The sequence below is a fragment of the Bradyrhizobium ganzhouense genome (genome assembly GCF_049949285.1).
Classification (GTDB): Bacteria; Pseudomonadota; Alphaproteobacteria; order Rhizobiales; family Xanthobacteraceae; genus Bradyrhizobium; species Bradyrhizobium ganzhouense.
On record NZ_CP181318.1, the window covers coordinates 495,611 to 508,143 of the forward strand.

General features: G+C 64.1%; 10 protein-coding genes. 6 read left to right on the forward strand and 4 right to left on the reverse strand.

What is annotated here, in order from left to right; translation table 11 throughout:
• Nucleotides 1–39 precede the first annotated feature (39 nt).
• Both ACLFLU_RS02355 and ACLFLU_RS02360 read left to right on the forward strand, forming a co-directional pair.
• Nucleotides 40–360 carry a hypothetical protein gene (locus ACLFLU_RS02355; protein ID WP_426410764.1) on the forward strand — a complete coding sequence of 107 codons (321 nt, stop codon included), beginning with the start codon at nt 40–42 and terminating at the stop codon, nt 358–360.
• 123 nt (nt 361–483) lie between these two features.
• Nucleotides 484–1,977, forward strand: a complete 1,494-nt coding sequence (locus ACLFLU_RS02360) for an NAD-dependent succinate-semialdehyde dehydrogenase (protein WP_426410765.1) — start codon at nt 484–486, stop codon at nt 1,975–1,977.
• A gap of 31 nt (nt 1,978–2,008) precedes the next feature.
• Here ACLFLU_RS02360 and ACLFLU_RS02365 read toward each other — a convergent pair whose 3' ends face one another.
• Nucleotides 2,009–2,926 carry a LysR family transcriptional regulator gene (locus tag ACLFLU_RS02365; protein ID WP_426410766.1) on the reverse strand — a complete coding sequence of 306 codons (918 nt, stop codon included), beginning with the start codon at nt 2,924–2,926 and terminating at the stop codon, nt 2,009–2,011.
• 141 nt (nt 2,927–3,067) lie between these two features.
• Here ACLFLU_RS02365 and ACLFLU_RS02370 point away from each other — a divergent pair, with 141 nt between their 5' ends.
• Both ACLFLU_RS02370 and ACLFLU_RS02375 read left to right on the forward strand, forming a co-directional pair.
• Nucleotides 3,068–4,057 (forward strand): zinc-dependent alcohol dehydrogenase family protein, encoded by a 990-nt coding sequence (locus ACLFLU_RS02370; protein ID WP_426410767.1) that lies wholly within the window; start codon nt 3,068–3,070, stop codon nt 4,055–4,057.
• Between the two features lie 169 nt (nt 4,058–4,226).
• On the forward strand, nt 4,227–4,964 hold the full coding sequence (locus tag ACLFLU_RS02375; protein WP_426410768.1) for an MBL fold metallo-hydrolase: 738 nt from the start codon (nt 4,227–4,229) through the stop codon (nt 4,962–4,964).
• Between the two features lie 93 nt (nt 4,965–5,057).
• Here the strand turns inward: ACLFLU_RS02375 and ACLFLU_RS02380 are convergent, their stop codons facing one another.
• From ACLFLU_RS02380 to ACLFLU_RS02390, 3 genes are all read right to left on the reverse strand, one after another.
• Entirely contained in the window at nt 5,058–7,274 is a 2,217-nt protein-coding gene (locus ACLFLU_RS02380; RefSeq protein WP_426414194.1) for an SLC26A/SulP transporter family protein, read from the reverse strand.
• A 305-nt stretch (nt 7,275–7,579) separates the two neighbouring features.
• Nucleotides 7,580–8,494 (reverse strand): phosphoribosylaminoimidazolesuccinocarboxamide synthase, encoded by a 915-nt coding sequence (locus ACLFLU_RS02385; RefSeq protein WP_426410769.1) that lies wholly within the window; start codon nt 8,492–8,494, stop codon nt 7,580–7,582.
• A 77-nt stretch (nt 8,495–8,571) separates the two neighbouring features.
• On the reverse strand, nt 8,572–9,489 hold the full coding sequence (locus ACLFLU_RS02390) for a pirin family protein (protein WP_426410770.1): 918 nt from the start codon (nt 9,487–9,489) through the stop codon (nt 8,572–8,574).
• A 270-nt stretch (nt 9,490–9,759) separates the two neighbouring features.
• On the opposite strand from ACLFLU_RS02390, the gene ACLFLU_RS02395 reads away from it, so the two are divergent.
• Entirely contained in the window at nt 9,760–10,821 is a 1,062-nt protein-coding gene (locus ACLFLU_RS02395) for a helix-turn-helix domain-containing protein (protein ID WP_426414195.1), read from the forward strand.
• Nucleotides 10,822–11,104: 283 nt separating this feature from the next.
• Nucleotides 11,105–12,532, forward strand: coding sequence for a serine hydrolase domain-containing protein (locus ACLFLU_RS02400; RefSeq protein WP_426410771.1), 1,428 nt, complete (start codon nt 11,105–11,107; stop codon nt 12,530–12,532).
• The last annotated feature ends 1 nt before the right edge of the window (nt 12,533 follow it).

A 12,533-nucleotide genomic window follows, 5' to 3' on the forward strand; every position in this document is an offset into this window, starting at 1 on the left:
AATTTGGCGGCCGCTTAACCGGCCGCGAGGGGACCTGAGATGATTTCGACCTGGAGCGAATGGAAGCGCTATCCCCGTCCCGGACGGGGCGACAATCTCGAAGCGCCGATCTCGCCCGGTATTTACGAGGTCCGCATCGCCGGCACCGGCGCGCTCTATTCCTTCGGTGCTGTCGACAATCTGGCGCAAGCGCTGGCGCTGCTGCCGGTCGGCTCGAAGTCCTGGTTCGGCCGCCGTGATACCTCCGATACGCCGGATCTCGAATATCGGACGTGTGCGACCTCCTCGAAGGCCGACGCCAAGGCGGCCGCCGAGCGAATGATCGGCCGGCGCGAGACCTATATGAGCGGCGCGGCGTAACCTTCCCGCTCCGAGTTTAGCTCCCAGCAGATGTGCGTTGCGGGACGGTGCATTGCGCGCCGTATGTCCCTATATTCGGGGCCGATCCGATCGCGCCCAAATGATCGCCCGAGGAGTAACGCCATGACGCCGACCGCCGCCGCACGCGCCCAGCACGCCACCGCCATCCTGCGTGACCGGTTGAAGGACCCTTCGCTGCTGAAGGAGGCCTGCTACATCGACGGCGCGTGGGTCGGCACGCCCGTCTTCGCCGTGAACAATCCCGCCACGGGCGTCGAGATCGCAAAAGTCCCGCAGCTTGGCGCGGACGATACCACCAAGGCGGTTGAAGCTGCCCAGCGCGCCTTTCCGGCCTGGGCCAAGCACACCGCCAAGCAGCGCTCCAACATCCTGCGCAAATGGTTCGAGATCATCACCGCCAACCGCGAGGACCTCGCGCTGATCCTCACCTCCGAGCAGGGCAAGCCGCTGTCGGAAGCGCTCGGCGAGGTCGATATCGGCGCCGCCTATATCGAGTTCTTCGCCGAGGAGGCCCGCCGCGTCTATGGCGAGACCATCCCGACGCAACGGCCCGATGCGCGGCTGCTCGCGATCAAGCAGCCGATCGGCGTCTGCGGTGCGATCACGCCGTGGAATTTCCCGAACTCGATGATCACGCGAAAAGTGTCGCCGGCGTTGGCCGCGGGCTGCACCGTGGTGCTGAAGCCCGCCAACGAGACGCCGCTTTCGGCCTTGGCGCTGGCCGTGCTCGCCGAGAAGGCCGGCATCCCCAAGGGCGTGCTGAACATCATCACCGGTGATGCGCCGCCGATCGGCAAGGTGCTGTGCGAGCATCCGGCGGTGCGCTTCGTCGGCTTCACCGGTTCGACCGCCGTCGGCAAGATCCTCTACCAGCAGGCTTCCGTCGGCGTGAAGCGGCTCGGCCTCGAGCTCGGCGGCAACGCGCCGTTCGTCGTGTTCGACGACGCCGACATCGACGCCGCAGTCGAGGGCGCGATGGTCTCGAAATATCGCAACATGGGCCAGACCTGCGTCTGCGCCAACCGCATTTACGCCCAGGACAAGATCTACGACGAGTTCGTCAAGAAGCTCTCGGCCAAGGTCGCGGCCATGAAGATCGGCGACGGTACGGAAGCCGGCGTCACGCAAGGCCCGCTGATCAACATGAAGGCGATCGACAAGGTCGAACGTCACATTGCCGATGCCGTCAAGCGCGGCGCCAAGGTCGTCACCGGCGGCAAGCGCAGCGAGCTCGGACGGTCCTTCTTCGAGCCGACCGTGCTCGCCGACGTCAAGCCGGACTCACTGGTGTCGCAGGAGGAGACTTTCGGCCCGCTCGCGCCGGTGATCCGCTTCAAGGACGAAGCCGACGTGATCGCGATGTGCAACGCCTCGCCGTTCGGTCTGGCTTCGTACTTCTACTCCCGCGATCTCGGTCGCGTCTGGCGCGTCGCCGAAGCGCTGGAATCCGGCATGGTCGGCGTCAACACCGGCCTGATCACGACGGAAGTCGCGCCCTTCGGCGGCGTCAAGGAAAGCGGCCTCGGACGCGAAGGTTCGCGCCACGGCATGGAAGAATATGTCGAGATCAAATACGTGATGATGGCGGGGGTGTAGCCCCCGTCGTTGTTGTCGACGATGCTTCTTCTCAAGGTGCGCTGATCCACGGACTGTTCGCGTCGGCGATGATGCTCTTCGCCCAATCGATGAACACCCGCACTTGCGGAGCTAAATGCTCGCGCGCGGGAAACATGATCGACAGCGGGCGATCGACGGGCCGTAGCTTGGGCAGGACCCGCACGAGCCTTCCGTCGTTCAGGTATTCCTTGACGACGCAGCCGGGCACCTGGATCAGCCCCATCCCTGCGAGAGCGCAGGCAACGAAAGCCTCCGTGTCGTTCACGAGGATGCCGTTTTCGAGGCGAAGTTCGCGCTCGCCGGTCCCCCGCGGGAGACGCCAGGGTATGGCGACATGGCCCCGGCCTGAAAAATAGTTGACCGCGCGATGGCGACGCAGGTCCTCGACACTTTCCGGAATGCCGAACCTGTCGAGGTAAACCGGTGACGCGCAGATCAACATGGCCATCTTGGCGAGAACGCGCCCAACGAGACTGCTGACCGGCAGGTCGCCAATCCTCAGAACACAATCGATGCCCTCCGCAATCAGATCGACCGGCTGATCGCTGACGCCGAGAATGAGGTCGATATCCGGGTATTTATTCTGGAAGTCCGGAAGATTGGGAATGATCAGCGGTCTCGCGATCGCGACCGGGATGTCAACCCGCAAGCGTCCCTTCGGCGCATCGCCCGCGCCGCCAAACAGGTTACGCGCTAGCCCGACCTCGTTCAGGATTGCGACCGAGCGATCATAGAACAACCGCCCTTCACTCGTCAGGGAGGTCTGGCGGGTCGTTCGATGCAGCAGTCTTGCACCGATCGACTTTTCCAGTTCGTTCACGGCGTTCGTCACCGTTGGACGGGTCGCGCGAAGGGCCTCGGCCGCGCGGGTGAAACTCTTGTTCTCCGCGACAGCCACGAAGACCCTCAATTGCTGCAGAAAATCCACGAATCTCCTCCGCCCGGGCCGATCAAGTCCGCCTTTAATTGTTATCAAGAAATATAACAATCAAGTTCGAATTTCATCACTTCTGACTAACAGAGGGTGAGGCTATGTCCGGAGCCGCCGAATAGTCCGGAAAGACAGCAGATGGCTCGCGTTGTTCGCTTTCACGAATATGGTGACGCCGATGTTCTCAAGATCGAGGACATCGAAGTCGCCGCTCCCGAAGCCGATGAAGTGCAGATCGACGTGCGCGCGATCGGGCTCAATCGGGCCGAGGTCATGTTTCGGCGCAACGCCTACGTCCAGCAGGCGCAGTTTCCCAGCCGATTGGGCTATGAGGCGGCCGGTGTCGTCAAAGCGGTCGGCGCGTCGGTGAGCGATTTCCGCCCGGGCCAGTCGGTGAGTGTCATTCCGACCGAAGACATGGCGCGATGGGGCACATACGGCGAAGTCATCAATATTCCGGCCCGCCACGTGGTGGCGCACCCCAAAAACCTCACCTTCGCGCAAGCCGCTGCGTCATGGATGCAATATGTCACCGCGTGGGGGGCGCTGATCGATCAAGCGAAGCTGAAGGCGGACGACGATGTGATCGTAACGGCCGCATCGAGCAGCGTCGGGACTGCGGCGTTTCAGGTCGCGCGCGCGGTGGGCGCGAGAGTCATCGCGACGACGCGGACCAGCGCCAAGAGCAAGGCGCTGCTGGACGCCGGTGCCCATTGCGTGGTCGCAACCGCCGAAGAGGATCTCGTCTCGCGGGTGATGGAGATCACGAGCGGCAAGGGAGCGCGCGTCGGATTCGATCCGATTGGCGGTCCCGCCATCGCGCAGTTGGCGAATGCGATGTCTCATCGGGGAATTCTGCTCGAGTACGGCGCCTTGAGCCCGGACACGGGCGCGTTCCCTCAGTTCGCCGTGCTCGGAAAGAGCCTCACGATCAAGGGATACCTATACAACGAAGTTGTCGATGACGACGACGTGCTGGCGCGCGCGAAGAGATTCATCTCGGAAGGCCTTTCATCCGGGACGCTGAAGCCGCTGATCTCCCGAAGTTTTGAGTTCGAGCAGATCCAGGAGGCGACGCGCTTCCTGGAATCGAATGAGCAGATCGGAAAGATCGTCGTCACGGTCTGAGACACCCAGCGCAGTTAGGGGTGATGGAATGACGAATTCGAACCACTGGCAGGCTCCCGGCCTGAACCGACGGAAAATCGGCGACTACATTGTCACCGCGATCGTCGACGGCATTGTCGCTGTGCCGTTCGACCTCCTATCCGGAATAGGACCTGATGAGGCGATGCGCATGACGGTGGCGACGGGACGTCATCCGTCGTCTGCTATGACCGTCAGCGCCTATCTGATCGAGGGACAAGGCCGGGCCATATTGGTGGATGGCGGGGGCGGTGGCATCAACGGTTGGGGAGGGCGGCTGCACGCGTCGCTTGCCGCGGCCAACGTCAACCCGCTTGCAATCGACCAGATCCTCCTGACCCATGCCCATCCGGATCACATCGGAGGCCTCGTCGGAGCCTTGCCGTCGGCACCCCTGTTTCCGAACGCCGAGATTGTGATGCACGACGCCGAATTCGCCTTCTGGTCGGATGATGCGAATCTCACTCAGGCGCCGGAGGCGATGACGCCGTTCTTTCACGCCGCCCGTAGCGTCTTCGAGGCCTATGCCGCGCGGCGCCGCACGGTCAGCGCAGGGCAAGTCGCGCCTGGCATCGTGATTGAGCATCTTCCCGGCCATACGCCGGGACATAGCGGCTACCGGATCGATGGCGGCGCGGCGTCCCTGCTCATCTGGGGAGACATCGTTCACTATCCGGATATCCAGGTGTCCAGACCCGAGGTGACGATTGCGTTCGACGCGGATCCGCAGGCGGCCGCAGCGACCCGAAAGAAAATCCTGGATAGGGTCTCCGCGACCGGAGAACTCGTCGCCGGAATGCACCTGAATTTCCCCGGCTTCGCGAGATTGTCGAGAACAGGACAGTCGTTCGAGATCCGTCATGAGCCCTGGTCTGCGGAACTCATCTGACGCGAGACGCGTCGGGCCTCTCCTTCGTCGTCCTGGCGTAAGCCAGGACGGCACCGAGGTTGTGGCGTGCAGTTTCCATGAAACGCGATCGCCCTACCGCCGCAACACCGCAATCGTCCGGTTCGCGAACGTCAGCCGCTCGGCCATGACCGATACGAAATAGGTCAGCAGCTTCTGGCTGAGCGCGGGGTCTTCTTCCCGGATCGCGCCGAACTGGTGGGTGTTCAGCACGTACAGGACGCTGTCGACCTCGGCCTGGATGGTGGCGCTGCGCGGCGTCTGTGACACCAGGCCCATCTCGCCGATCGTGGTGTAGCGCCCCAGGCTGCGCACGCGCGTGGTGCGGTCGTCGTCGGCGGGGACCATGATGCCGACGCGGCCGTCGAGGATGAAGTGCATGGAATCGGCGGGATCACCGGCCTCCACGATGACCTCGCCGGCCTCGACCTCGATGCGCTGGCAGCGGCGGATCAGCTCGTCGGCGTCGTCCTCGCTGTCGAGAATGCTTGCGAACCAGTCGCGCAGGCTCGCCGCTTCCTGCGCCAGGCCCTGGTGCTGCGAGATCAGTTCGTTCTCGCACCATTCCAGCGCGTGATCGAGCTCGGGAATGATGGTGACGCCGTCGCCGACGAAGTCGCTGGAGCGCAGCACCTTCTCGGCCGCGGCCGACAGATGCACGAGGATCAGCTCGACGCCGAGATCGGCTGCGCTGCGCTTGATCTGCGCGAAACTGTAGGCAGCCGAGGAATCCACACCGGTGACGAGCTTGAAGTCGAACAGCAGATAGCGGCACTCCGGACGCTCATGGAGCAATTGCTTGACGTGCTGGTAGAGCCGGTTGGCGGAGCCGAAGAACAGATAGCTCTGGAGATTGAGTCCCTGGATCTTGCCGCCATGGGCCAGCAGCACCTCCTGGTCGTCGCGCGAGCGGTCGAGCGAGGAGCGATATTCAGAGCCGTCAAAACTGTACTTGATCGATTCGACCCGCGCCGCGCTGAAGGCAAAGGTCGCGCAGCCGATGATGACCCCGATCAGGATGCCCGGCACGAAGCCCCAGGCCACGATGATAACGATGATGGCGACCAGCGACAGATATTCGAGCTTCGAAAGCCGCTTGCGCGACTCGATGATCCATTTGTGCAGCTGGTCGGCGCCGAGATAGAGGAGCAAGCCGCCGAGCACGAATTTCGGAATGAAGCCGAGCAGCTCGGGCGCGACCGCGAGCATCAGCAGCGACAGCGCCGAGGCGGTGAGGCCGGACAGCCGTCCGCGGCCGCCGCTGGAGAGGTTGAGGATCGAGCGGCTGATCGAGCTGCAGCCGGTATAGCCGCCGAGCACGCCGCTGAGGATGTTGGCCGCGCCCGTGACATTCAGCTCGCGCTCCAGATTGGCTTCGCGGTGCACGGCGACCTCGATGCCGGTGGTGTTGAACAGCGTGCTCGACGCCGTGACGAAGATGACGGCGACGAGATTGCCGAGCAGGTCCGGCACGGCAAACCAGGGATATTGGGCGAGTTCGTCGGTGTGCCAGGGCAGCATGAACGCGGCCTGCGGCGGCGGCTGAAACGTCCAGCCCAGGGACCGGGCCTGGTCGAGCGAGACACCCGAAATCCAGAACGCCACATGTGCCGTGATCACGCCGCCGACCAGGATGATCGGCAGACCGAACGGATTCCGCGAGCGGTGCCAGGTCAGGTACAGCACCAGCGCCATCGCGCAGGCGGCGCCGAGCTCCAGCAGCGTGGTGCCGTTGGCGAAGCGGGGCAGTGTCGAGAGCTGCACCGGGTAATTGGTGATGACCCTGATCGCACCGAGAGCGATGAGAAGTCCGGTGGCGCCGAGGAAGCCGCCGACCACGGGATAGGGCACGTAGCGGATGGCGCGGCCCATCCGCGTCAGGCCCAGCCCGCACAGCACGACGCCAGTGAGTATGGTCGACAGGCCGAGCGTGATCAGGACCGGCGAGAGCAGCGGTGCCGACGGATTGGCCGACTCGATGTGCTCGACCAGCGAGGCCGCCAGGATTCCTGTGACGGCGGCGGTCGAACTGTCCGGCGCGGCAATCGCGAAGGGCAGGGAGCTGCCGAGCCCGATCACGGCGGCAAGCACCGCGGAACTGATGAAGGTCGCAGCGATGCCGTAGGACAGATAGGGCGAGAGAGGGCCGGCGAAGATCAGCAGCGAATAGGACAGCCCGAACGTGACGGTGAGGACGCTCGCAGCACTTCCCCCCAACATATCATTCAGTGCACGCTTGACGGACGGATTGATCCCCGCGACCGGACCAAAGCCAATTGCCGGATCTGTCATGCCCTGAAACTCGCTCATGAAAATGCCTGCCCGGAGAGGTAGACGAGTGCGAGCCTAGCGCAACAGGATTCTTGCAAATATGAAGTATCCGACAGTTCTGCGGCGTTCCGCGTGTGAACGGTCGATCATATGGTCGATGGAAAAACCGAAATGCACACTCTGATGTCGTCCTGGCGAAAGCCAGGACCCGTTACCCCAGGGAAGAGTTTGGCGAAGATTGGTTGTTCGGGATTGGCACTGCCCGCGATCGAGACACCTCGCGGTATGGGTCCCGGCCTTCGCCGGGACGACAATAAACAGCGCGGCTAAATCTTCAGCTCCGTCCCCGTCACGCGCCGATACGCTTCCAGATACCGCTTGCTGGTTGCATCCACGACGCTCGCGGGCAGCGGCGGCGGCGGGGCGTCGCCGTTCCAGCGTCCGGCGCGGCGCTCGACGTCGAGATAGTCGCGCAGCGGCTGCTTGTCGAAGCTCGCTTGCGGCTGGCCGGGCTTATAGGCATCGACGGCCCAGAACCGCGACGAATCCGGCGTCATGACTTCGTCGATCAGGATGATGCGGCCGTCCTTGTCGCGGCCGAACTCGAACTTGGTGTCGGCGATGATGATGCCCTGCTCGCGCGCCAGCTCTTCGCCGAGCGTGTAGATCGCACGCGTCATGCTTTCGAGCGTGGTGGCGACGTCGTCGCCGACGACTTCGCGCATCCTAGCGATGGTGATGTTCTCGTCATGGCCGGTCTCGGCCTTGGTCGCCGGGCTGAAGATCGAGGGCTCGAGCTTCTCGCTCTCGACGAGGCCGGCCTTCAACTTTTCACCCGCAAGCGTGCCGGAGCCGGCATATTCCTTCCAGGCTGAGCCTGAGAGATAGCCGCGGATCACGCATTCGATCGGAAACACGGTGGTGCGGCGGGACAGCATGGCGCGGCCGAGGATTTCGGCACGATGGGCTTTAAGCGCCGGCACGGCTGCGATGATCTCGTCGGTGTCGGCGCTGATCATGTGATGCGGCACCACGCCTTCGAGCTTTCTGAACCAGAACCCGCTGATCTGGGTCAGCACCGCGCCCTTCATCGGGATGGTCTCGCCCATCACGACGTCGAAGGCGCTGATGCGGTCGGTGGTGAGCAGCAGCAGGCGGTCGTCGTCGACAGCGTAGATATCGCGCACCTTGCCACGCCCGATCTTGGTCAGGGGCAGGTCGCTGGACAGCATCGTGGTCATCGCAAAGCTTTCGCAGACTTGGCTTTCGCGCAGGAAATCCGGCCGCGCCGGACAGCGCGACCGGACACCGGATTAGCCTATTCCGGCAGCGGAATGAACTCATGTTCCTGCGGAACCGCGGTGAAGCGGCCGGTTTTCCAGTCCTGCTTGGCCTGCTCGATCCGCTCCTTGCTGGAGGAGACGAAATTCCACCAGATGTGGCGCGGGCCCTCCAATGCATCGCCGCCGAGAAACATCATCCGCGTGGCCTTCAGCGCCTTCACGGTGATGCGGTCGCCGGGCCGGAAGATCAGCAGCCGCGGCCCTTCGTAGCGCTCGTTCGCGATCTCGACCTCGCCATCGACGATGTAGATCGCGCGCTCCTCGTGGTCAGGGTCGAGCGGCACGGTCGCGCCGGCGACCGCCGTGACCTCGGTGTAGAACCAGGGCGAGACCATCTTGACCGGCGAAGTGATGCCGAAGGCGGATCCGGCGATCACCCGCGCGGTGAAATCGCGCTCGGAGATCATCGGCAGTTCGCCCGCCGCATAGTGCTGGAACGAGGGATCGATCTCTTCTGATCCAGCCGGCAGTGCGATCCAGCTCTGCAGGCCGAGCATCTTCTGGCCCGCGGCGCGCTGCGCGTCCGGCGTGCGCTCGGAATGCGCGATGCCGCGGCCCGCCGTCATCAGATTCATCGCGCCGGGCGCGATCTCCTGCACGTTGCCCTCGCTGTCGCGATGCATGATGGACCCGTCAAACAAATAGGTGACGGTGGCAAGCCCGATATGCGGATGCGGCCGCACGTCCATGCCCTTGCCGGAGACGAACTGCACCGGTCCGAAATGATCGAAGAAGATGAACGGCCCGACCATCTGCCGCTTGCCATGCGGCAGCGCGCGCCGCACCTCGAATCCATCGCCGAGGTCGCGGGTGCGCGGCACGATGACGAGATCGAGCGCGTCGCAGGACATGGGATCGCCGAGCACGGGATCGTTGGAGGGTTGCCAGCTCATGGTGGACTCCTGTTTGACTTTCTTGAATTCGATCATAGCAGAATTTCGCATCGCCGTCGCAACAATGCCTGAAGCACATCCTCCGCTGTCATGCCCCGCGAAAGCGGGGCATCCAGGACGCCGTGGCCCATCGATTCGGTCACAACCGTCTCGGAGTACTGGACCGCCCGGTCGGGCCGGGCGATGACAGTTGCTGTGAGGATGGTCCTTGAAAAACTGAGCCTGACGGACGATGTTCGGGCCGCTCACACTACTCACGCGCAGCATTCGATGACAACAGCCGCCCTCGATCTCGCCTTTCGCGCCGCCAGCGTCGCGCTGCTGCTGATGCTGGCGGCGTCGCTGTTACGGGACTTTCGCAAAGTGCTCACAGCTCGCCTCGGCGTGGCCTTCGCGCTCGGCTCGGCCGTGCATGCGGTGAGTTATTCGGTGGATGTCACGTCACGGATCCCGCTCTGGCATGCACCGCTGATCGCGTTGTCGACCGGCGACATCGTGGTGTTCTGGCTGTTCACGCGCTCCCTGTTCGACGACGAGTTTCGTCTCCGCTGGTGGCACGGAGGCATCTGGGCGCTGGTGGCGGCCTTCAGCTTCGCAGGCTGCGTCTGGATTGCACCCAGCGGCCATGTGCGGTTCTCGGTGACGGTGGTCAATCTGATCGTGCTTGGTTTCATCGCGCTGGCGGTCGGACAGATGATCGCATCCTGGCCGGCCGACCTGGTCGAGCGCCGCCGCCGCGTTCGCGTCTTCGTCGTCTGCGCAATCGCGCTGTACGGCGGGCTGAACGCGTTGCTCCAGATCGCCGTCGCCGGCCACCACGTCGGCGATGTCGCCGAAACCATCAATGCCGGCGTGCTTACCTGTACCGTCGCTGCGATCGTCTATGCCATGATGCGCGTTGACGGGGCGGATCTCTTTCCGGCAGCAGTGGAGCTCACACCGCCGATTGTTTTCAGTCAGCCTGCGGCCGATGACGCCGCCGATCAAAGGCTGATCGACGCCCTGATGCGGCTGATGGCGGACGACCGGATCTACCGCCAGGAGAACATCACCATCGGCGTGCTGGCAGGCCGGCTGAAGATTCCGGAATACCGGTTGCGCCGGCTGATCAACCAGCGGCTCGGCTATCGCAACTTCAATGTGTTCCTGAACAACCACCGCATCGAGGAGGCCAAGGCCGCGCTGGCCGACCCCACCCAGGCCGAGGTTCCCGTCATCACCATCGCGATGGACGCCGGCTTCCAGTCCCTCGGCCCGTTCAACCGCGCCTTCAAGGCGGTGACCGGGGTCACGCCGACGGAGTACCGGCGGCTCAAGGCCGATGCAGCCTAAGTTTTCTTAACCTCTCCCCGCCTGCGGGGAGAGGTCGAATTCGATCGCAGATCGAATTCGGGTGAGGGGGTACAGGTCGGCCGGCAGTCTCATGTAAGAACGGGGCGAGGGAGCGCAGTACGTCGTGGCGATGCGGTGATCTTAAGGGATTGGAATCACGTAGGAATTTCGAAATCGAACAGTCCTGATCAGTTTCGACGAGGTCGCTTTTCAAATCCGGCGAGCGTGGTTCGCCCGGATCCGGCCTGCTCTGCCGCACTCGTCCCGCAGCCGGAGAAAGCCCGTGACCCGTCGCCGCCAGATCGTCCTCCTCACCACCGCCATCGCCTGTGCCGGCCTCGCGCTCGGCGCGGCGCGGGCGCGTGACGTGCCCAAGGTTGCCACCGGCTTCATCGCCGACACGCTCTGCTCGGAGACGTTCGTCTCCGGCCTGGATCCCCAGCGCAACCTCGCCGAGACCACCGACGCGATGCCGGGCACCGGCCTCCTGACCTGGGCAATGAATTTGCAGATCGATCGCACCCGCAAGGATGTCACCGTGACGCTGTTCGGCATCGGCCGCAGCCGTGCCGTTTATCGCGAGGGGCTTGGCTGCACGCTCGAGCACGGCCAGGGGATCACCGACGTCGCGTTGCCGCCGGATGACAAACAGCCGGCGTTGCTCCCTGAGATCGCCGGTCCGGGTCTCGTATCGCCGCAAAGCGAGGAACTGTCGGCCGCGCTCGACCGCGCCTTCGCCGAGCCCGCGCAGCCGCCGTATCGCCGCACCCGCGCGATCGTCGTCATGAAGGCCGGCGGCATCATCGCCGAGCGCTACGCCGAAGGTGTCGGGCCGGAGACGCAGCTGCTCGGTTTCTCCATGACGAAGTCGGTGATGTCAGCGCTGACGGGCATCCTCGTGCGCCAGGGCAAGTTGAAGCTCGACGGGCCCGCGCCAATCGCCGCCTGGAAAAATCCGGATGACCCGCGCCATGCCATCACGGTCGATCAGCTGCTGCGTCACACCGCAGGCATTGCGCTCGGAAGCTCTCTGCAGGCCTCGCTCGGCTCCGTGCTCGAGCCGGTCAATGTCATGAAATACGTCGAGGACGACATGGCCACCTATGCCGCGAGCATGCCGCTCGCCACCGCGCCGGGCACGGTGTGGAATTATCACGACGGCAACACCATCATGATCGCGCATCTGATCCGCAACGCCGCCGGCGGCAAGCCCGAAGATGCGCTGCGTTTTGCGCGCCGTGAGTTGTTCGCACCGCTCGGCATGAACCACGTCACGCTCCAGCTCGACGGTGCCGGCACGATCGAGGGCTCCGGCGAGATGCTGGCCTCCGCGCGCGACTGGGCGCGCCTCGGCCAGCTCTATCTCAACGACGGCGTTGCCGGTGGCCAGCGCATCCTTCCCGAGGGCTGGGTGAACTATTCCGCGACGGCTACGCCAAATGCCTGGGTCGGCATCGGCGCCGGCTTCTGGACCAACCGGGGCGACAGCCTTGGCGCAAAGTTTCGAATCAAGCACGGCTGGCCGCGCGATGCCTTCTTCGCCAAGGGCACGATTGGGCAGTACACGATCGTGATCCCGTCGGAGCGGCTGGTGATCGTGCGCCTCGGCCGCTCGCCGAACGCGCCGCCGGACGCCGATGGTGTGTTCGATCTCGTGCGCGATGTCGTGGCGATAACGCGCGAGAAGGGGAAGCTGGCGGGCGCGAACTAGG

What these genes read in the sequence shown, in the direction of transcription:
- ACLFLU_RS02355 (WP_426410764.1), top strand. Translation starts at nt 40, where the DNA reads ATGATTTCGACCTGGAGCGAATGGAAGCGCTATCCCCGTCCCGGACGG.
- ACLFLU_RS02360 (WP_426410765.1), top strand. Translation starts at nt 484, where the DNA reads ATGACGCCGACCGCCGCCGCACGCGCCCAGCACGCCACCGCCATCCTG.
- ACLFLU_RS02370 (WP_426410767.1), top strand. Translation starts at nt 3,068, where the DNA reads ATGGCTCGCGTTGTTCGCTTTCACGAATATGGTGACGCCGATGTTCTC.
- ACLFLU_RS02375 (WP_426410768.1), top strand. Translation starts at nt 4,227, where the DNA reads ATGACGGTGGCGACGGGACGTCATCCGTCGTCTGCTATGACCGTCAGC.
- ACLFLU_RS02380 (WP_426414194.1), bottom strand. Translation starts at nt 7,274, where the DNA reads ATGACAGATCCGGCAATTGGCTTTGGTCCGGTCGCGGGGATCAATCCG.
- ACLFLU_RS02385 (WP_426410769.1), bottom strand. Translation starts at nt 8,494, where the DNA reads ATGACCACGATGCTGTCCAGCGACCTGCCCCTGACCAAGATCGGGCGT.
- ACLFLU_RS02390 (WP_426410770.1), bottom strand. Translation starts at nt 9,489, where the DNA reads ATGAGCTGGCAACCCTCCAACGATCCCGTGCTCGGCGATCCCATGTCC.
- ACLFLU_RS02395 (WP_426414195.1), top strand. Translation starts at nt 9,760, where the DNA reads ATGACAACAGCCGCCCTCGATCTCGCCTTTCGCGCCGCCAGCGTCGCG.